This window comes from Streptomyces sp. NPDC059668 (assembly GCF_042734135.1).
Classification (GTDB): domain Bacteria; phylum Actinomycetota; class Actinomycetes; order Streptomycetales; family Streptomycetaceae; genus Streptomyces.
Genome location: NZ_JBHWEL010000060.1, coordinates 36,469 through 55,287, shown reverse-complemented (window position 1 = coordinate 55,287; position 18,819 = coordinate 36,469). Strand labels below are relative to the sequence as shown.

19 protein-coding genes are annotated in these 18,819 nt (G+C 72.3%); 6 read left to right on the top strand and 13 right to left on the bottom strand.

Going from position 1 to position 18,819, the window contains the following annotated elements; translation table 11 throughout:
• Positions 1–178: 178 nt before the first annotated feature.
• The 7 genes from ACFV2J_RS32050 to ACFV2J_RS32020 all read right to left on the bottom strand — a co-directional run bounded on the left by ACFV2J_RS32050 (position 179) and on the right by ACFV2J_RS32020 (position 5,744).
• Positions 179–1,393, bottom strand: a complete 1,215-nt coding sequence (locus ACFV2J_RS32050; RefSeq protein WP_385441901.1) for an acyl-CoA dehydrogenase family protein — start codon at positions 1,391–1,393, stop codon at positions 179–181.
• 6 nt (positions 1,394–1,399) lie between these two features.
• Positions 1,400–2,422, bottom strand: coding sequence for a phosphotransferase family protein (locus tag ACFV2J_RS32045; protein ID WP_385082154.1), 1,023 nt, complete (start codon positions 2,420–2,422; stop codon positions 1,400–1,402).
• Positions 2,423–2,653: 231 nt separating this feature from the next.
• Positions 2,654–2,953: a hypothetical protein gene (locus ACFV2J_RS32040; RefSeq protein WP_385082155.1), complete on the bottom strand. Its 300-nt coding sequence runs from the start codon at positions 2,951–2,953 to the stop codon at positions 2,654–2,656.
• Between the two features lie 166 nt (positions 2,954–3,119).
• The gene (locus ACFV2J_RS32035; RefSeq protein WP_385082156.1) at positions 3,120–3,446 is read right to left on the bottom strand and encodes a DUF202 domain-containing protein; all 327 of its coding nucleotides are present in this window, start codon (positions 3,444–3,446) and stop codon (positions 3,120–3,122) included.
• Positions 3,443–3,835 (bottom strand): YidH family protein, encoded by a 393-nt coding sequence (locus ACFV2J_RS32030; RefSeq protein ID WP_385082158.1) that lies wholly within the window; start codon positions 3,833–3,835, stop codon positions 3,443–3,445. Before ACFV2J_RS32030 ends, ACFV2J_RS32035 begins: the two co-directional genes overlap by 4 nt.
• A gap of 57 nt (positions 3,836–3,892) precedes the next feature.
• On the bottom strand, positions 3,893–4,408 hold the full coding sequence (locus ACFV2J_RS32025) for an NUDIX domain-containing protein (protein WP_385082159.1): 516 nt from the start codon (positions 4,406–4,408) through the stop codon (positions 3,893–3,895).
• 442 nt (positions 4,409–4,850) lie between these two features.
• Positions 4,851–5,744, bottom strand: coding sequence for a DMT family transporter (locus ACFV2J_RS32020; protein WP_385082160.1), 894 nt, complete (start codon positions 5,742–5,744; stop codon positions 4,851–4,853).
• Positions 5,745–6,031: 287 nt separating this feature from the next.
• Between ACFV2J_RS32020 and ACFV2J_RS32015 the strand changes: the two genes are divergently transcribed.
• The 5 genes from ACFV2J_RS32015 (at position 6,032) to ACFV2J_RS31995 (ending at position 12,099) form a co-directional block, all read left to right on the top strand.
• Entirely contained in the window at positions 6,032–7,687 is a 1,656-nt protein-coding gene (locus ACFV2J_RS32015) for an FAD-binding dehydrogenase (protein WP_385082161.1), read from the top strand.
• Between the two features lie 215 nt (positions 7,688–7,902).
• Positions 7,903–8,850: a hypothetical protein gene (locus ACFV2J_RS32010; RefSeq protein ID WP_385441895.1), complete on the top strand. Its 948-nt coding sequence runs from the start codon at positions 7,903–7,905 to the stop codon at positions 8,848–8,850.
• A 52-nt stretch (positions 8,851–8,902) separates the two neighbouring features.
• The gene (locus ACFV2J_RS32005; protein WP_385082163.1) at positions 8,903–10,474 is read left to right on the top strand and encodes an APC family permease; all 1,572 of its coding nucleotides are present in this window, start codon (positions 8,903–8,905) and stop codon (positions 10,472–10,474) included.
• Positions 10,475–10,790: 316 nt separating this feature from the next.
• Positions 10,791–11,468, top strand: coding sequence for a molybdopterin-dependent oxidoreductase (locus ACFV2J_RS32000; RefSeq protein WP_385094140.1), 678 nt, complete (start codon positions 10,791–10,793; stop codon positions 11,466–11,468).
• Positions 11,452–12,099: a cytochrome b/b6 domain-containing protein gene (locus tag ACFV2J_RS31995; RefSeq protein WP_385094120.1), complete on the top strand. Its 648-nt coding sequence runs from the start codon at positions 11,452–11,454 to the stop codon at positions 12,097–12,099. The genes ACFV2J_RS32000 and ACFV2J_RS31995 overlap by 17 nt, the downstream gene beginning before the upstream one ends.
• Before the next feature lie 182 nt (positions 12,100–12,281).
• On the opposite strand, the gene ACFV2J_RS31990 is transcribed toward ACFV2J_RS31995, so the two are convergent.
• Genes ACFV2J_RS31990 through ACFV2J_RS31975 form a run of 4 tightly spaced genes read right to left on the bottom strand, consistent with a single transcriptional unit; the run spans position 12,282 to position 16,096 of the window.
• Positions 12,282–13,316 (bottom strand): L-idonate 5-dehydrogenase, encoded by a 1,035-nt coding sequence (locus ACFV2J_RS31990; RefSeq protein ID WP_385094123.1) that lies wholly within the window; start codon positions 13,314–13,316, stop codon positions 12,282–12,284.
• A gap of 49 nt (positions 13,317–13,365) precedes the next feature.
• Positions 13,366–14,124 (bottom strand): SDR family oxidoreductase, encoded by a 759-nt coding sequence (locus ACFV2J_RS31985; RefSeq protein WP_385094126.1) that lies wholly within the window; start codon positions 14,122–14,124, stop codon positions 13,366–13,368.
• Between the two features lie 10 nt (positions 14,125–14,134).
• The gene (locus ACFV2J_RS31980; RefSeq protein WP_385094129.1) at positions 14,135–15,532 is read right to left on the bottom strand and encodes a gluconate:H+ symporter; all 1,398 of its coding nucleotides are present in this window, start codon (positions 15,530–15,532) and stop codon (positions 14,135–14,137) included.
• 45 nt (positions 15,533–15,577) lie between these two features.
• Positions 15,578–16,096 (bottom strand): gluconokinase, encoded by a 519-nt coding sequence (locus tag ACFV2J_RS31975; protein WP_385094131.1) that lies wholly within the window; start codon positions 16,094–16,096, stop codon positions 15,578–15,580.
• A 130-nt stretch (positions 16,097–16,226) separates the two neighbouring features.
• On the opposite strand from ACFV2J_RS31975, the gene ACFV2J_RS31970 reads away from it, so the two are divergent.
• Complete coding sequence (locus tag ACFV2J_RS31970; RefSeq protein WP_385094134.1) at positions 16,227–16,928, top strand: FadR/GntR family transcriptional regulator; 702 nt, start codon at positions 16,227–16,229, stop codon at positions 16,926–16,928.
• A gap of 27 nt (positions 16,929–16,955) precedes the next feature.
• Here the strand turns inward: ACFV2J_RS31970 and ACFV2J_RS31965 are convergent, their stop codons facing one another.
• Both ACFV2J_RS31965 and ACFV2J_RS31960 read right to left on the bottom strand, forming a co-directional pair.
• Positions 16,956–17,330 carry a YchJ family protein gene (locus ACFV2J_RS31965; RefSeq protein ID WP_385094137.1) on the bottom strand — a complete coding sequence of 125 codons (375 nt, stop codon included), beginning with the start codon at positions 17,328–17,330 and terminating at the stop codon, positions 16,956–16,958.
• Positions 17,331–17,397: 67 nt separating this feature from the next.
• The gene (locus ACFV2J_RS31960) at positions 17,398–18,777 is read right to left on the bottom strand and encodes a M1 family metallopeptidase (protein WP_385441887.1); all 1,380 of its coding nucleotides are present in this window, start codon (positions 18,775–18,777) and stop codon (positions 17,398–17,400) included.
• Positions 18,778–18,819 lie beyond the last annotated feature (42 nt).

Here is an 18,819-nt window from a genome sequence, read left to right as displayed (position 1 = left end):
GGCCGGGCCCGGGCTCCCGAGTTCCCCCCCCAGGAACCGGCGGCCCCCCACAAACAGCCCGTCCGGCGCTTGAGGACAAGGCCCTTAAGGCCGGCGGGGGTCTGGGGGCGGAGCCCCCAGGTACGGGATGGGACGGGCAGGGGCGGCGGGGGCGAAGACCCCCCCACCGCCCCCGGCGTCACACGTACTTCTTGATCTCCCGCCGCGCCAGCGACCGCTGGTGCACCTCGTCCGGCCCGTCCGCGAGCATCAGGGTGCGCGCGGCGGCCCAGAGCTCCGCCAGCGGGAAGTCCTGGCTCACACCCCCGGCGCCGTGCAGCTGCACCGCCTTGTCGAGGATGTCGACGACCGTACGCGGGGTGGCGATCTTGATGGCCTGGATCTCCGTGTGAGCACCCTTGTTGCCGACCGTGTCCATCATCCACGCGGTCTTCAGCACCAGCAGCCGCAGCTGCTCGACGGCGACCCGCGCGTCGGCGATCCAGTTCTGGACCACGCCCTGCTGGGCCAGCGGCTTGCCGAACGCCGTCCGGGACACGGCTCGCCGGCACATCAGCTCGATCGCCCGCTCGGCCATGCCGATCAGCCGCATGCAGTGGTGGATACGGCCGGGACCGAGCCGCGCCTGGGCGATGGCGAAGCCGCCGCCCTCCTCGCCGACCAGGTTGGTGACGGGAACGCGCGCCCCGTGGAAGACGACCTCCGCGTGCCCGCCGTGGGAGTGGTCCTCGTATCCGTACACCTGCATGGCGCGCCGGACCTCGACCCCCGGCGTGTCACGCGGGACCAGGACCATGGACTGCTGGCGGCGGACGTCCGGCCCGTCCGGGTCCGTCTTGCCCATCACGATGAAGATCCTGCAGTCCGGGTTCATCGCCCCGGAGATGTACCACTTGCGGCCGGTGACGACGTACTCGTCGCCGTCCCGCTCGATGTGCGTGGTGATGTTGGTGGCGTCGGAGGAGGCCACCTCCGGCTCGGTCATCGCGAACGCCGAGCGGATCTCGCCGGCGAGCAGCGGCTCCAGCCACTGCTTCTTCTGGCGCTCGTCGCCGAACTGCGCGAGCACCTCCATGTTCCCGGTGTCCGGCGCCGCGCAGTTCAGCGCGGTGGGCGCCAGGTGCGGGCTGCGGCCGGTGATCTCGGCGAGCGGCGCGTACTGGAGGTTGGTGAGTCCGGCGCCGTGCTCGGCGTCGGGCAGGAAGAGGTTCCACAACCCCTGCCTGCGTGCCTCTGCCTTCAACTCCCCGACCACGGCGGGCGTGTCCCACGGGGAGGCCAGCAGGGCGCGCTGCTCCTCCGCCACCGCCTCCGCCGGATACACGTACTCGTCCATGAAGGCGAGCAGCCTGTCCCGCAGTTCCTCGGTGCGCGCGTCGAATGCGAAGTCCATGGCGGATCAGCCTTCCTGAAGAGTCGTCAGACCGTGCTCGATGAAGAACGGCACCAGGTCACCGATGCGGTCGAAGCCCGCGCCGACCGTCTGGCCGAGCGTGTAGCGGTAGTGGATGCCCTCCAGGATCACGGCGAGCTTGAACCAGGCGAACGCCGTGTACCAGGCGACGTCGGACGCGTCGCGCCCCGAGCGCGCGGCGTACCGTTCGACGATCTCGGCCGAGTCCGGGTGTCCGGCCGCCGAAGCGGTCGTGCTGATGGGGGAGTCGGGCAGTTCCAGGGGCGTGCTGTACATCACCAGCAGGCCCAGGTCGGTCAGTGGATCGCCGAGCGTGGACATCTCCCAGTCCAGGATCGCCTTGATCCGGTCGTCCTCGCCGATCAGCACGTTGTCGAGCCGGTAGTCGCCGTGCACGACGGTGGGTGCGGCGGAGTGCGGCAGCGCGCGCCCCAGGGCCGCGTGGAGTTCGTCGATCCCGGCCAGCTCGCGGTTTCTGGAGGCGTCCAACTGCTTTCCCCAGCGCCGCAGTTGGCGGTCCAGGAAGCCTTCGGGGCGGCCGAAGTCGGCGAGGCCCACCGCGGCGGGATCCACGGCGTGCAGCTCGACGAGCGTGTCGACGAGCCCGAGCACCGCGTCCCGGGTGCGCCGCGGGCCGAGCGGGGCGAGCTGCTCGGCGGTGCGGTACGGCGTGCCGTCCACGAACTCCATGACGTAGAACGGGGCGCCCAGCACCTCCTCGTCCTCGCACAGCAGCAACGGGCGCGGCACCGGGACGGCCGTCGGGTGCAGTGCGCTGATCACCCGGTGTTCGCGCTTCATGTCGTGCGCGGTGGCCAGCACATGGCCGAGCGGGGGCCGCCGTACGACCCATCGCGTGGTGCCGTCCGTGACCGCGTAGGTGAGGTTCGACCGTCCGCCCTCGATCAGCCGGCCGGTCAGCGGGCCGTGCGTCAGACCGGGCCGCTCGCCGTCGAGCAGGCCGCGCAGCCGGTCGAGATCGAGACCTGGCGGGTGGTCGGGACTCATCGTTTCTCCTACACGCGAGGGAGCGGGACGTGACCATGATGCCGACCAGTCGGTATGTCGTCCAGGGTGTACGCCAAACGTGATCGGCGTCTCCTCCGGGGGGCCGGGGGAGACGCCGAACGGGCGTCGAGGGGAGACGCCGGGCGGTCGTCGCGAAGAGACGTCGGAGGGCGTTCCGGGTGTCCGGCGGGACGCCCGGGGTGTCCGTCGTGTCCTCTGTGTCCGCCGTCCCTAGTGGTCGTCCCAGTGGCCGTCGTGCTGGGCGTGCCGGTGCCCGTCGTGCAGATAGTCGAGGTGGTCTCCGTGTTCGACCGCCGGGTGGCCGCAGTCCTCGCCGTGCTGGTGGCCCCCGTGGTCGCCGTGTGCCGTGTGGCCGCTCGGCTCGCACTCGTCCCAGTGTCCGGAGTGCTCGCGGTGCAGGTGTCCGTCGTGCGCGTAGTCGACGTGGTCCCCGTGCGGCACCGCGGTGTGTCCGCAGGCGGGACCGTGGGTGTGCTGATGGGCCGAGTGCTCCGGGTGGAGGGTGGTCATGGTGGTGCTCACCTTCGTGCGTGGCGGGAAGCGACGGCTCAGGCTAGCGCCAGAAAGCGTGACATATATGTCAATTACTCATTATTCGGGCATGCGTGCCGTCCGGGAGTAAGGGGTGGGCGCACGGGTGGAGGGGCCGCGGCCGGGCGTCGCCCCCACGGGGTTCTCAGAACACAAGCGCCGCCGCGCAGAGCGCCAGCGCGACCGTGCACAGCGCCGCGGCCGTCGCGTGCCACGGTGCGAGGGCGGGCGGGCCGGTGGTTCCGGACGCGGCCAGCACCCGGATGCGGCGGTGCGCGAGTGCCAGGAACCCCAGCCACAGCGCGCCGCACAGGACACCGGCCACCACCCCGGTCGCCGACGGACCGCCGTGCAGCGCCGCCTTGGCCGCCAGCACGGCGGCGACGGTGCTCGACAGCGTCGTACGCCGCCACGCGAGCCGGGTGCGTTCCGGCTGGAGTCCCGGGTCGCGCACCGGGACGGGCGCGGTCATCCTTCCCAGCGGACGAGGACGACGACGACCATCGCGACCGCGACCACCGCGACGGCGATGCCCAGCAGCGCCGGGAAACGCGACACGGGAAGGTCGTCGCCCCTGCGCATCGCCCGCTCGCACCGCACCCAGTGGTTGACGGCCCGCAGCGAGCAGAGCACGCCCGCCGCCAGCAGGGCCAGTGCGAGACCGACGCGCCAGGCCCATCGCAGGTCCGGCAGGAACTGGTCGACGGCGAAGCCGCCCCCGATCAGCGCCAGCGCGGTGCGCAGCCAGGCCAGGAAGGTGCGCTCGTTGGCCAGTGAGAACCGGTAGTCGGGAGTGACGCCCTCCTGCCGGACCTCCTCGGGCGCGAACCACAGGCGGACGTCACGTACGAATTCGATCACGTCCCGGACCCTACTCGGCCGTCCCGCGGCGCGGTCGCCGCCGGGCACCGCGAAGGGTCAGCCCGCCGCGCGGTGTTCCCGCAGGCGCTCGTACGCCGCCAGCCCGTCCGGCACCCACGTCCACTCCGGCAGCCGCCGCTCCACCTCCTCGTCGGTGAGGAAGGTGTGCCAGGCGACCTCCTCGGCCTGGGGGTTCACGGGGAGGTCGCAGCGGACCTCGTAGACCGCGGACCACCAGGTACGTCCCGTGCCGTCGTCGTAGAGGAACCTGAAGAGCGGGACGGGGTCCGGGAGTCCGGAGACGCCGAGTTCCTCCTCGGCCTCGCGCAGGGCCGCGGCGTCGTACGACTCGCCCGCGCCCACCACCCCGCCGACGAACATGTCGTACAGGGAGGGGAAGACGAGTTTGGTGGCGGTGCGGCGGTGGACGAAGAGCCTGCCGTCCGCGTCCCGGGCCTGGACGAACACGCACCGGTGGCGGAGTCCGCGCGCGTACGCTTCCGCGCGCGGGGACTGTCCGACGACCACGTCGTTCTCGTCCACGATGTCGAGGATCTCGTCAGCGGCGCTCATGCCTCCATCCAACCAGCCCCGTCCAGTCGGCCTCCGTCCAGTGGGCCCCGTCGGGCCGGCCCCGTGCGGGCCGCCGTCCGGACGCCCGCGGGGAACCCGCACCGCCGGCACCCGTCAGGTCCCTCCGCCCCGTCCGGAGCGGCCACGCGACGCACCCGGATTCACCGCGCGCCGCTCCGCCGGCCGGGTGTTCCCGGGACGGCGCGCGCCGTTCGGCCGAACGGGTGTCCATGGCCCGCGTGGACGGTGCCGTTCACCGCGTCGGCCGCGCCGCTCACGCGGTGGGCGGTGCCGCTCGCCGGGGTGGTCGTGCCGCTCACCGGGCAGGTCGTGCCGCTCGCCGGGGTGGCCGTGCCGCCCTCCGGGATGGCCGTGCGGCCCAGCTCGCCGGTCCTCGCGGGCCGACGTGCCCGGCCGGGGCGGGGTCCCGACCCGGCCGCCCTCAGCGTCGCTGAAGGTCCCGCGCGGGCTCCGTCCTCTTCGCTCCGGCCGGCATCGCGGGGTGCATCCCGAGCAGCACGATGCCCGTCACGATCGCCGCGAGTCCCACCGCCTCCCAGGTCAGCGCGCCCACGTCGGTCCGCAGCCGGTCCCCGAGGAACCCCACCCCGCAGAGGATCCCGGCGAGCGGCTGGGCGGCGGTGAGCGCGGGCAGCGACATCCGCAGCTCCGCCGTCTCGAAGGCGCTCTGCACCAGCACCAGCCCCGACACACCGAGCACCAGCACCCCGTACGGCTGCCAGCTGACGAGCAGTTCGCCCCAGCCGCCCTCGCCGAACCGCTCCCCGCTGACCCGGGTGAGCGCGTCCTGCACCCCGTACAGCACCCCCGCGGCCAGGGCGAGCAGGACCGGAGCGGCGCCCAGCCGGGAGCGTTTGGCGTACGTGGTGAGGAGCAGCGCGAGCCCGAGCATGACGCCGATGATCAGCCAGTGCCGCAGGGGGTCGGACACCGCGTCACCGCCCCTGGGCCTGCCCGCCAGGATGAACGCGGTCACCCCGCCCGCGAGCAGCGCGAGCCCGGACCAGCCCTGCGGGCCCAGCGGTTTCCTCGTCTGGTGGCGGGAGAGGCCGAGCGCGAACAGCAGGTTGGTCGCGAGGAGCGGTTCCACCTGGGAGACCTCGCCCTTGCCCAGGGCGATCGCGCCGAGGACCATGCCGCACACCATGAGTCCGATACCGCCCAGCCAGCGCGGCACCCGGATGAGGTCCAGCAGCAGACGGGGGGAGAGGAAGTCGTTCAGCGGGGCGCGGGACGCGGCGTTCTGCTGGAGCACGAAGCCGAAACCCAGGCAACAGGCCGCGCTCACCGAGAGAATCAGAACGAGAAGCGACACGCTGGGTACCTCGATACATCCGGGGTCGGATCGGGTCACGGGTGCGTATCCCGCCGACTGTAGTGCCACCCGCCGGGCGCCGCCCACGGAGTAGCCGCGACGGGACGGTTGACTCGGTCACTCCTCTTGCCGAAGGATCTGACCGATCAGTAACAACGGCGGGCCGGTCACCGGCTGTCCCGGTCGGCCGCCGGTGTGCTGACACCACTTTCCTGTCAACCTGCCGTGACGACGGCGACTTGTGACGAAGCCGACATGGGCCGTCGTCATGCCGAGAGGACGGGCCCATGGCCTACGACGCAGATGTGATCGTGATCGGAGCGGGTCTCGCGGGGCTCGCGGCGACCGCGGAGCTCGTCGACGCGGGCCGCAAGGTGATCCTCCTCGACCAGGAACCGGAGCAGTCGATCGGCGGCCAGGCGCACTGGTCCTTCGGCGGTCTCTTCTTCGTGAACTCGCCCGAGCAGCGCCGGATGCGCATCAAGGACAGTCACGCCCTCGCCCTCCAGGACTGGATGGGCACGGCGGGCTTCGACCGCGCCGAGGACCACTGGCCGCGCCGCTGGGCCGAGGCGTACGTGGACTTCGCGGCCGGTGAGAAGCGGTCCTGGCTGCACCAGCAGGGGGTGCGCTTCTTCCCGGTGGTGGGCTGGGCGGAGCGCGGCGGCTACGACGCCAACGGCCACGGCAACTCCGTACCCCGCTTCCACATCACGTGGGGGACCGGGCCCGGACTGGTCGCCCCCTTCGAACGGCGGGTGCGGGCCGGGGTCGAGCGTGGTCTCGTCGAGCTCAGGTTCCGCCACCGGGTCACCGGCCTGTCCCGCAGCGCGGGCGCCGTCGACACCGTCACCGGCGAGATCCTGGAACCGTCCGGGATCGAGCGCGGCCAGGCCAGCGGGCGGACGGTGACCGGCGCGTTCGAACTGAAGGCGCAGGCGGTGATCGTCACCTCGGGAGGCATCGGCGGCGACCACGACCTGGTGCGCGCCAACTGGCCCGAGCGGCTGGGCACTCCGCCCGAGCGGATGATCTCCGGTGTGCCCGCGCACGTCGACGGCAGGATGCTCGGGATCGCGGAGGAGGCCGGCGCGCGCCTCATCAACGGCGACCGCATGTGGCACTACACCGAGGGGATCCAGAACTGGAACCCCATCTGGGACAACCACGGCATCCGCATCCTGCCCGGCCCCTCCTCCCTCTGGCTGGACGCGCGCGGCAACCGGCTGCCGGTGCCGCTCTTCCCGGGCTTCGACACGCTCGGCACGCTCGAACACATCATGAGGACCGGGTACGACTACACGTGGTTCGTGCTCGACCAGAAGATCATCGGCAAGGAGTTCGCGCTCTCGGGTTCGGAACAGAACCCCGACCTGACCGGCAAGTCGGTCAAGGGTGTCTTCGGGCGGGCGCGCGCCGACGTCCCCGGGCCGGTCAAGGCCTTCATGGACAACGGTGCCGACTTCGTCGTGGAGAAGGACCTCGGCGCGCTGGTACGCGGCATGAACGCGCTCACGAAGGAGCCGCTGATCGACGAGGCCGCGCTGCGCCGCGAGATCGTCGCCCGCGACCGGGAGGTCGCGAACCCGTTCACCAAGGACCTCCAGGTGACCGCGATCCGCGGGGCCCGCAACTACCTCGGCGACAAGCTGATCCGTACCGCCACGCCGCATCGCATCCTCGACCCGAAGGCGGGTCCGCTCATCGCCGTACGCCTCCACATCCTCACCCGCAAGTCGCTCGGCGGCCTGGAGACGGACCTCTCGTCGCGGGTCCTGACCGAGGGCGGGGACCCGCTGGAGGGCGTGTACGCCGCGGGGGAGGTCGCCGGCTTCGGCGGCGGCGGAGCGCACGGCTACCGGTCCCTCGAAGGTACGTTCCTGGGCGGCTGCCTCTTCTCCGGCCGCACGGCGGGGCGCGCGGCGGCCGGGGCGGTGGGCTGAGCCCCTCCGCGCGGGGTTCCGGCGTGCGGGCGCGAGTGAGGCGCCCGCACGCCCCGCCGTCCTGGGCGTCCCCCGGGTCCTGTCATCAACTTGTGCTCACATTGGAGGAGTTGACACGTGTAGGACCTTGGATGGGCCTTGACGTGAACCCTCAGCCAAGGGTTTGCTGTCCGCGATCGCCACCTGACCAGCCGCGTCTGTGAGGAACCCTCGCGGTGTCGCCACCTCCTCCCCTCGGCCGCGGCCGCAAAGGCACGGCCCAGGCCTTCGACGCCGCACTCGACGACGCCGAACTCGTCGTCGCGCGCTCCGCGCTGGCGCAGGGCCGCTGGACCGCGGTCCGCTCGCTGCTCGCCGTCACCGGCGACGAGTGGGACCGCCGCGGACACCGCGTCACCGTGCTCGCGCAGGAGCCCACCACCCTCGCCTGGGCGCGCGAGTGGCAGCTCGCCGAACCCGAGTCCGCCGACGCCTCCGTGCTCCTCGCCTGTGCCACCGTCCAGCGCGCCCTGGACGGCAGGGACCGTCCCGAACGGGCCCGCGAGACCTGTCACGCCGCCGCCGCGCTCGCCCCCGCCGACCCCACGCCCTGGCTCGGTCTGCTGACCCTGGAGCGCACGCTCGGCGGTGAGGCCGACGTGGTCCGGCTCTTCGACGAGGTGCGCCACCGCCATCCCGAGCACCACCACGCCCACCACCTGATGGTCGCCCGCCTCGCCGAGCGCCGTGCCCAGGCGGGGCAGGACCCGCTCCACGAGGTCTACGACTTCGCCAACTGGGCGGCCGAGCAGGCCCCGGCCGACTCGCCGCTCGCGATCCTGCCCGTCGTCGCGCACGCCGAGCGCTACCGGGTGCTCGCATCCGCGGGCAGCGAATCCGCCGACCCGGCCGCCTCCGGGCACTGGGTGGGGCGCCGGGCCCGCCAGGTGATGAAGGCCGCCTTCGACTGGTGGCTGGAGTGGGAGCACGACGACCACCCCCGTCGTCTCCTCGACCTCAACTTCCTCGCCCACGCGAAGTCCTGCGAGGGCCGGGGCGCCGAGGCCGCCGCCCTGTTCCACCGCATCGGCCCGCACGCCACCCCGGTGCCCTGGTCCTACCCGGACCGCGACCCGTACAAGGCCTTCCGTACCGCCCGCGCCGGCGCGCTCGGCACGGTGTGAACGACCGCTCCACCCAACCGGACCACCGGACATCCGAAAGGACCACCCCGCGATGACGACGGGCAGTTCGAGCACATCGAGCAGTGCGAACACGGGAAGACCCGCCGCTGCCGACGGCGGCATCAGCACCTTCAAGGGGCAGGACCGCGCCCTGAAGGCCAACCGGCTGGGCACCGGAGGGCTGCTCCTGTCCGTCCTCGCCGCGACCGCCCCCCTCATGGTGGTCGCAGGTGTCATGCCCACCACATTCGCGGTGATGGGCATCGTCGGACAGCCCCTGCTCTTCGTCATCCTCGGCGTGGTGCTGGTCCTCTTCAGCGTCGGGTACGCCGAGATGAGCCGCCACGTCCACAACGCGGGCGCCTTCTACGCCTACGTCGCGCGCGGTCTCGGCGGCACCGCGGGCGCGGGCGCCGCCGCGGTGGCGCTGCTCTCCTACAGCACGCTCCAGGTCGGCATCTACGGCATCTTCGGCTTCGAGGTGTCCGGGCTGTTCTCCACCTACCTCCACGTCGACATGGCCTGGTGGATACCGGCCCTGGTGGCCGTGCTGGTGGTCGGCGCGCTCGCCTGGCTGAAGGTCGACGTCAACGCGCGGGTGCTCGGCGTCCTGCTCGTCGTCGAGGTGGCGCTCGTCGTCATCTTCGACGTCGCGGCCGTCGCCGATCCGGGGAAGGAAGGGCTCTCGCTGCACGCCTTCGACCCCGGCACGCTCACCGGCGCCGGGGTCGGCACCGCGCTGTGCTTCTGCATCGCCGCGTTCACCGGCTTCGAACAGGCGCCGGTGTACGCGGAGGAGACGAGCCGCCCGCACATCCTCGTCCCCCGGGTGATGTTCCTGGCGATCGGCTTCGTCGCCGTCTTCTTCGCGATCAGCTCCTGGGCGCTGACCGTCGCCACGGGGCCCGCCGGGATCGTCGACGCCTCCCGGAAACAGAGTGCCGGGCTGCTGTTCTTCCTCACCGAGTCACGGCTCGGGGGCACCTTCACGGACGTCCTGCACGTGCTCTTCGTGACCGGCATGTTCGCCGCGCTGCTCAGCTTCCACAACGTCGTCGCCCGGTACGCCTTCGCCATGGGCCGCGAGGGGCTGCTCCCGAAGGCCTTCGGCAGGACCACCGGAGCCAGCGGCGCCCCCGGCACCGGCTCGCTCCTGCAGACCACCATCTCCCTGATCGTTCTGGTCGCCTTCGCCGTGACCGACGACAAGCCGACCGGCGACCCGACCGCGCCCGTGCTGCACCTGTTCACCTGGGGCGGCAACGTCGGCGCGCTCGGCGTCATCCTGCTGATGGCGGCGGCCTCGCTCTCCGTCATCGTCTTCTTCGTCCGCCGCGGCGCCGCCCGGGCCCAGGTCTGGCGCCTGGTCACCGCGGCCGTCTCGGGCCTCGCCCTGCTCGTGATCGCGATCTACACCGTCAAGGACTTCGACGTCCTGGTCGGCACCGGCCCGGGCTCCGCACTGAGCCGGCTGCTGCCCGCGCTGGTCGCGGCCGCCCTGGTCGTCGGCCTCGTCCAGGGCCTGGTGCTGCGTTCCCGGGCACCCGAGGCACACGCCCGGATCGGACTCGGCAACGAGGCCTTCCAGCTGGACAAGGCGGCGGACTCCGGGGCCGGGGCCTGAGGCAGCCGCCCGGAAGCGCCGACCGGACGTGCCGGAAGGCGCGGAGGCGCCGTGGACCGGCAGGTCCCCGGCGCCTCCCGGACGCCCGTCCGGTGTCTGAGAAACCTGAGAAAGTGATGACGGAATTCTGACGGACACCCGCTGCCGCTGGCCTGAAGGGGGTCGCGAGTGCTCGTATAGGTGTGTGAACCCTGAACATTCCCGAGAGCGGGGACCGGAGCGGCAGCGGGGGCGTACCCCGCAAGCTCCGCCGGCGCGCTCGCCCGGGCGACCGGCGGAGCGGGAACCGGAGCGCCCCGACGAGCCCGGGACGCCCATCGGCCGCCGGCTCCTGCTCGGCACCCTCGGACTCGGCGCGCTCGGCGTGCTGGCCGCGCCCCCGCTCCAGCGCGGCCTGGAGTCGCTCTTCGCCGGCGACCCCACCGGCCTGACCGGCCTGCTCCCCAACGGCGGCGGCTTCCGCTACTACTCCGTGACCTCCTCCGTCCCGCACAAGGGCCCCGCCGACTACCGCCTCACCATCGACGGCCTGGTCGACCACCCGCGCAGCTACACCCTGGCCGACCTCAAGGCACTGCCCCAGACCCGCCTCGTGCACGACGTGCAGTGCGTCACGGGCTGGCGGGTGCCCGGCACGCCCTTCGAAGGGGTGCGCCTCTCCCACATCCTCGACGCGGCGGGCGTGCGCCCCACCGCCGGCGCGATCCGGTTCACCTGCTTCGACGGGGCGTACACGGAGAGCCTTACGCTGCGCCAGGCCCGGCGCCCCGACGTCCTGGTGGCCCACCGGATGCAGGACAAGCCCCTCGGCCACGACCACGGCGGCCCGGTCCGCCTGTACGTCGCCCCCATGTACTTCTACAAGTCCGCCAAGTGGCTCTCCGGCATCACGGTCACCGAGGACGTGCGTCCCGGGTACTGGGAGGACCGGGGCTACGACGTCGACGCATGGGTCGGCCGTTCGAACGGACGCGACGATGCACCCACGAGTTGACGACACCCCGGCCGTCTCGGTGCCCTCCGCGCACGTACGGCGCTTCAGCCGGGCGGAACGCTGGGTGCACCGCCTGACGGCCCTGCTGATGGGTGTGTGCGTGGCGACGGCGGCGTGCCTGTACCTCCCGTTCTTCGCCGAGCTGGTGGGCCGCCGTGAACTCGTCGTCAGGGTCCACGAGTTCGCGGGCCTGCTGCTCCCGGTGCCGGTCCTGGTGGGCCTGGCCTCCCGTGCCTTCCGCGCGGACCTGGGCCGGCTGAACCGCTGGGGTCCGCACGACCGCCGGTGGATGCGCGCGGCCCTGCGCAGGGACCGGTTCCCCTCCTCCCGGCCCGCGGCGAAGTTCAACGCCGGGCAGAAGACCTACGCGGCCTGGATCGCGGGCGCGAGTCTGGTCATGCTCGCCACCGGGCTGCTCATGTGGTTCACGCACCTCACCCCGTTGATGTGGCGGACCTCGGCGACCTTCGTCCACGACTGGCTGGCCCTGACGATCGGCATCGTCCTCGGGGGCCACATCGGGATGGCCCTCGGCGACCCCGAGGCCCGGCGGGGGATGCGCACCGGCACGGTGAGCCGGGACTGGGCGGAGCGCGAACACCCGCTGTGGCGGCCCGACGACAGGCCCTAGGGGCTGTCCCGTAATCTCCGGCGGGCGCACGACGACAGCTACGGCACCTCGCCGCGTTGTCGGATCGCCCGAATACACCCAGTATGAGGACGACCCTCCGCCTTGCGATGCACCGCATCTGATGCCGCGCGCTGATCCACCGGGGATTACGGGACAGCCCTTGGCCCCGACCGGGGGAGCACCTACCGGGCCGGCTCCCCGAAGTCCAGCAGCACCTTGCACGAGCGGCTGCGGTCCGCCGCCAGGGCGAACGCCGACCCGGCCTCCGCCGTCGGCACGACCGCGCTGACCAGCGCGTCGAAGCGGGGCTCGGCGGCGAGCAGGGTCAGCGCCTCGTCGAACTCGGCGTCGAAACGGAACGCGCCCCGCAGCTCGATCTCCCGGCTCACCAGCAGGTTCCCCGCGAACGGGCTGCTCCCGGGCGGCAGCATGCCCAGCTGGACCACGACCCCGCCGCGCCGTACGAGGCGCAGGCAGGTGTCCAGCCCGGCGGCCACCCCGGACGCCTCGACGGCCACGTCGGTCTCCGAGGGCCACCCGGGATCGGCCGGGTCGTCGGCCCGTACGAGGGTGTCGGCCCCGGCCAGGGAGGCGTACTCCAGTGCCCGCGGCAGCGGGTCGGTGACGGTCACCCGTGCCGCGCCCGCGGCCCGCGCGGCGGCCACCACGAGGCAGCCGATCGGCCCGGCCCCCGTGACCAGCACATGCCGGCCCCGCACGTCTCCGGCCCGGCGCACGGCGTGCAGGGCGACCGACAGCGGTTCCGCGAGCACGGCCCGCCGCGGGGCGAGCCCCGCGGGCAGCGCGCGCAGCTGCGCGGCGGGTACCGCCAGCAGAGCCGAGAACCCGCCCTGGACGTGCGGCGTACGCGCCGCGCTGCCCAGATAGCGGGTGTCCCGGCACACGTTCGCCCGCCCGCCGGCGCACTCGGGGCAGGTTCCGCACGCCGTCGCCGGGTGCACGGCGACGGCGGTGCCCGGTACCGGGCCCGAGGCCCCGGCGCCGTACGACACCACCGTCCCGACGACCTCGTGGCCCAGCACCATCGGCTCCCGCAGCCGGAAGTCCCCGACGCCGCCGTGCCGCCAGTAGTGCAGGTCGGACCCGCAGATCCCGCCGTACCGGACGGCGACCAGCGCCTGCCCGGGCCCGGCGGACGGCGCCGGCAGTTCCTCGACCCGTAGATCGCCCTGTCCGTGGATCACACAACCGAGCATCGCCGTGTCCCTCTCGGATTCCTCGGGACCGGAGTCCCTCGCGGGCCTTTCAGAGCACACTCGTCATGCCGCCGTCGACGTACAGCACCTGCCCGCCGACGAAGTCCGCCGCAGGCGAGGCGAGGAAGAGCACCCCGCCGACCAGGTCCTCGGTACGGCCCCACCGCCCGGCCGGGGTGCGCCGCCGCACCCAGTCGCTGAACTCCTCGTCCTCGACGAGGGGCCGGGTCAGCTCGGTCTCGATGTATCCGGGGCCCAGTGCGTTCACCTGTACCCCGTGCGGCCCCCAGTCCGCGCACATGCCCTTGGTGAGCATCTTCAGCGCGCCCTTGGTGGCCGCGTACGGGGCGATGCCCGGACGCGCGACCTCGCTCTGCAGCGAGCAGATGTTGATGATCTTGCCGTGGCCGCGTCCGGTCATCCGGCGCGCGGCCTCGCGGCCGACCAGGAACGCGCTCGTGAGGTTGGTGTCCAGGATCCGGTGCCAGTCCGCGTCGGTGAACTCCAGCAGCGGGGCCCGCAGTTGCATGCCCGCGTTGTTGACCAGGATGTCGAGCGGGCCCACCCGCTGTTCGACGTCGGCGATGCCGGCGGCCACCGAGGGGCCGTCGGTGACGTCGAACACCGCCGTGCGCACGTCGCCGGGCAGTCCGGCGGCGGCCCGGGTGAGGCGGTCGGCGTCGCGCCCGTTGAGGACGACCGTGCAGCCCGCTTCCAGGAGCCCACGGGCGAGCGCGAGTCCGATGCCCCGGCTGGAGCCGGTGACCAGGGCCGTACGGCCGCTGATGTCGAACAGAGGGTGACCCATCCCCGTACCCCTAGATCACGAGTGACAGCAGGAGGACCAGTCCGCCGGCCACCACGGAGATGATCGTCTCCATGACCGACCAGGTCTTGACCGTCTGACCGACGCTCAGGCCGAAGTACTCCTTGACCAGCCAGAAACCCGCGTCGTTGACATGGCTGAAGAAGAGCGAGCCCGCGCCGATCGCCAGTACCAGGAGCGAGGTGTGCGCGGTCGACATGTCGGCGGCGAGGGGGGCGACCAGACCGGCCGCCGAGATGGTGGCGACGGTCGCCGAACCGGTCGCGAGGCGGATGGCCACGGCGATCAGCCAGGCGAGCAGCAGCGCGGGGATCGACCAGTCCTTGGAGATGTCCAGGATCATCTGGCCCACACCGGCGTCGATCAGGGTCTGCTTGAAGCCGCCGCCCGCGCCCACGATCAGCAGGATGCCCGCGATCGGCGCGAGGGACTTCTCCACCGTGGTGGACAGGCGGTCCTTGGTGAAACCGGCCGCGCGGCCCAGCGTGAACATGCCCACGATCACGGCCGCCAGCAGCGCGATCAGCGGCGAGCCGACGACGTCGAAGACACGCTGCACCTTGTGCGTCGGGTCGTCCACGACGATGTCCACCAGCGCCTTGGACAGCATCAGCACGACCGGCAGCAGCATGGTGGCGAGGGTGGCGCCGAAGCCGGGGCGCTTCTCCAGCTCCTCGGAGGCGCGGGCGGGGATCATGCGGTCGGGGGCCGGTACGTCCACCCAGCGGGCCGCGTAACGGGAGAAGACCGGGCCCGCGATGATCACCGTCGGGATGGCGACCAGGACGCCGAGCGCGAGCGTCACGCCGAGGTTGGCCTTGACCGCGTCGATCGCGACCAGCGGGCCGGGGTGCGGCGGGATCAGGCCGTGCATCACGGACAGGCCGGCCAGCGCCGGGATGCCGATGCGCATCAGGGAGTAGTTGCCGCGCTTGGCGACCATCAGGACGACCGGGATCAGCAGCACGATCCCGACCTCGAAGAACAGCGGCAGCCCGATCACGGAGGCGATCAGCACCATCGCCCAGGGCATGCCGCGGCCGCCCGCCTTGGCGAGGATCGTGTCGACGATCTGGTCGGCGCCCCCGGAGTCGGCGAGCAGCTTGCCGAGTATCGCGCCCAGGGCGATCAGGACGCCCACACCGGCGACGGTGGAGCCGAGGCCGGTGGTGAAGCTGACGATCACCTTGTCGAGCGGTGCCCCGGCGACCGCGCCGAGCGCGAGCGAGCCGATGGTCAGGGCCAGAAAGGCGTGCAGCTTGAACTGGGTGATCAGCAGGACGATGACGGCGATGCCCGCCAGCACGGCGACACCCAGCTGGGCGTGGCCCGCGGAGGTGATCGGCTCGACGGCGTCCGCTGCCAGCATCTCGACGCTGAGTCTGGTCACGGTTTTCCCTTGCTCTGAGAAAGGTCTTCGGACGGGTGGGTGGGGTTACTGCGAGGGCTGGGCGAGGGACCGGAGCGCGGCCACGGCCCGTTCGGTGATCTCGTCGGGGCCGCCGGCGACGTCCACGCGGACGCCCGCCTCGTCGGCCTCCAGCGGCTGGAGGGTGGCGAACTGCGAGTCCAGCAGCGCCGTCGGCATGAAGTGCCCCTGACGGTGCGACATCCGGTCCTCGATGAGCGCCCGGTCACCGGTCAGATGCACGAAGACGACCCCGGGTGCCGCGGCCCGCAGCCGGTCGCGGTACCCGCGCTTGAGCGCGGAACTGCTCACGACCCCGCCGAGTCCCTCGCGCTCGTGCGCCCAGCGGCCGATGGCGTCCAGCCACGGCCACCGGTCCTCGTCGCTCAGGGGAGTCCCGGCCGTCATCTTGTCGATGTTGGCCTGGGGGTGGAAGTCGTCGCCTTCGGCGTAGGGAACGCCGAGCCGGGCCGCAAGCAGGGGACCGATGGTGGTCTTGCCGGTACCTGCGACGCCCATGACCACGACGACATGGGGGGTGCTCATCGCTGCCTCACCGTCTTCGTCGACATCTGATGTCGACGACACTGAAACCTATTAGGTAGGACTAATTCAAGAGTGTGTGACATATAAGTCTGACTTTTTGTTCGTGAGCTCGGCCTCGTACCCTGAGCCCATGAGCACACGGGGCCGGGGGCTGCACGGACAGGTACTGGACGCCCTCGGACCGGCCATCACGGCGGGCGAGTACCCCCCGGGGAGCGTGTTGCGCACGGACGAACTCGCCCAGCGCTTCGAGGTCTCACGGTCCGTGATGCGCGAGGCGGTCAGGGTGCTGGAGTCCATGCACCTCGTGGAGTCCCGCCGCCGGGTGGGGGTGACCGTCCGTCCCAAGGTCGAGTGGAACGTCTACGATCCGCAGGTCATCCGGTGGCGCCTGGCCGGCGCCGACCGCCCCCACCAGCTGCGGTCGCTCACCGTGCTGCGCTCCGCCCTCGAACCCGTCGCGGCGGGACTGGCGGCCCGGCACGCCACCGCCGGGCAGTGCGCCGAACTCACCGAGTGCGCCCTCGGCATGGTCGCCACCTCACGCGGTCATCAGCTGGAGGCGTACCTCGTCCACGACGTCGCCTTCCACCGGGTGATCCTCAACGCGTCCGGCAACGAGATGTTCGCCCGCCTCGGCGACGTCGTCGCCGAGGTGCTGGCGGGCCGTACCCACCACGAGATCATGTTCGAGGACCCCGATCCCGCCGCCGTCACCCTGCACGTCCAGGTGGCGGAGGCGGTCCGCGAGGGCGACGCCGTCCGCGCCGAGGTCCTCACCCGCGAGATCACGGTCGGCGCCCTCCAGGAACTCGACATCCTGGCGCCGTGACCGCCCCACGGCGGTGACCCGGCGGGACTACTCGGCGAAGTCGCCGTCCACGTACACCCACGCGCCGTCGACCCGCTCGAAACGGCTCCGCTCGTGCAGCGAGCCGCCCCGGTAGGACGCCCGGAACGTCACGGTCCCCGTGGAGTGGAAGGCCGACCCCTGACCCGTCCGGAGGATCTCCAGACCCGTCCACCGCGTCCCGGGGTCGAACTCCACCCGGGGCGGCCGCGTCCGCGGATGCCAGGTCCGCAGCAGATATCCCTCGTCCCGCTGGACGAACGCGCAGTACCGCGACCGCATCAGGGCCTCGGCGGTCGGCGCGGCGGCCTCACCGCGGTGGAAGCGCCCGCAGCACGTCGCGTACGGCTCGGGCAGCCCGCACGGGCAGGTACGACTGGTCATGACCGCCATTGTCCCCCAGCCCGTGTCCGCCCCCGCGCGTCGGACCGGCGGGGACGACGGCCACCCCTCAGGCCGAGTCGGCGTTCGTCGGCGGGTACGAGGGCCGCGCCGGGAGCGGTGCCGTCAGGACCGGCAGGGGCGGCAGCTTCGCCGTGTGCAGCCACGCCCCGAAGAGATCGTCCAGCGGCTCCGCCGCGTACCGGGAGACATGCGCGACGAACGCCGCCGTACTGACCGCGCCACCGCGGTGCAGGCCGGCCCACCCGCGCAGCATCCGGAAGAAGGCCGTGTCGCCCATCGCGCAGCGCAGGGCGTGCAGCGTGAGCCCGCCGCGCTCGTACAGCCGGTCGTCGAACATCAGCTTGCGCCCCGGGTCGGACAGCACCAGGTCCTGCGGCCGCACGGCCAGCTTCCGGTGCGCCACCGCGGCCAGCTGCTGCGCCGTACGGCCGCCCGACCGCTCCGACCACAGCCACTCCGCGTACTTCGCGAACCCCTCGTTCAGCCAGATGTGCCGCCAGTCCACGATGGAGACGCTGTTGCCGAACCACTGGTGCGCCAGCTCGTGCGCGACCAGCCGCTCCGAACCGCGCGCCCCGTCCACGTGGTTCGCGCCGAACAGCGACAGCCCCTGCGCCTCCACCGGGACGTCGAGCTCCTCCTCGGTCACCACCACGGCGTACTCACCGAACGGATACGGCCCGAAGAGCTCCTCGAACAGCTCCATCATCGCGGGCTGCCGCGCGAAGTCACGGGAGAACTCGGGGAGCAGATCGGCGGGGAGATGTCCGGACTGCGGCACACCGCCGAGCCCCGGGTCGCCCAGCAGCACCGTCTGGTACTTCCCGATCGACAGCCCGACCAGGTAGCTGGACGTCGGCGCGGCCTGCTCGTACACCCAGGTGGTCGTCGACGCCTTCGTCGTACGGGTCAGCAGCCTGCCGCCCGCCACCACCGTGTACGCCGACGGCGTCGTGACCGAGATCTGGTACGAGGCCTTGTCGGCCGGCCGGTCGTTGCACGGATACCAGGACGGCGCGCCCACCGGCTGGCTCGCCACCAGCGCCCCGTCCTCCAGCTCCTCCCAGCCGATCCCGCCCCAGGGACTGTTCACCGGCTTGGGGTTGCCCGCCCAGTGCACCTCCACGGTGAAGGCGGCCCCGGCCCGGATCGGCTTCGCCGGGCGGACCCGCAGCTTGCCGCCCCGGTGCGTGTAGTGCGGCGCCTTGCCGTCGACCCGGATCCGCCCGATCCGGAAGTCGGCCAGGTTGAGCTGGAACTCCGCGAGCGCGCCCCGGCCGGCTATCGCGTTGATCCGCGCGGTGCCGGAGAGCCGGTTCGGGCCGGGACGGTAGTCCAGCGCGAGCTCGTACCGGTGCACCCGGTAGCGGGGATCACCGTTGGCCGGGAAGTACGGGTCCGATCCCACTGTCTGCTGAACGGTCACTGCTGCGTCTGCTCCCTGCGCTGTGCTCGTACGACGTGCCGG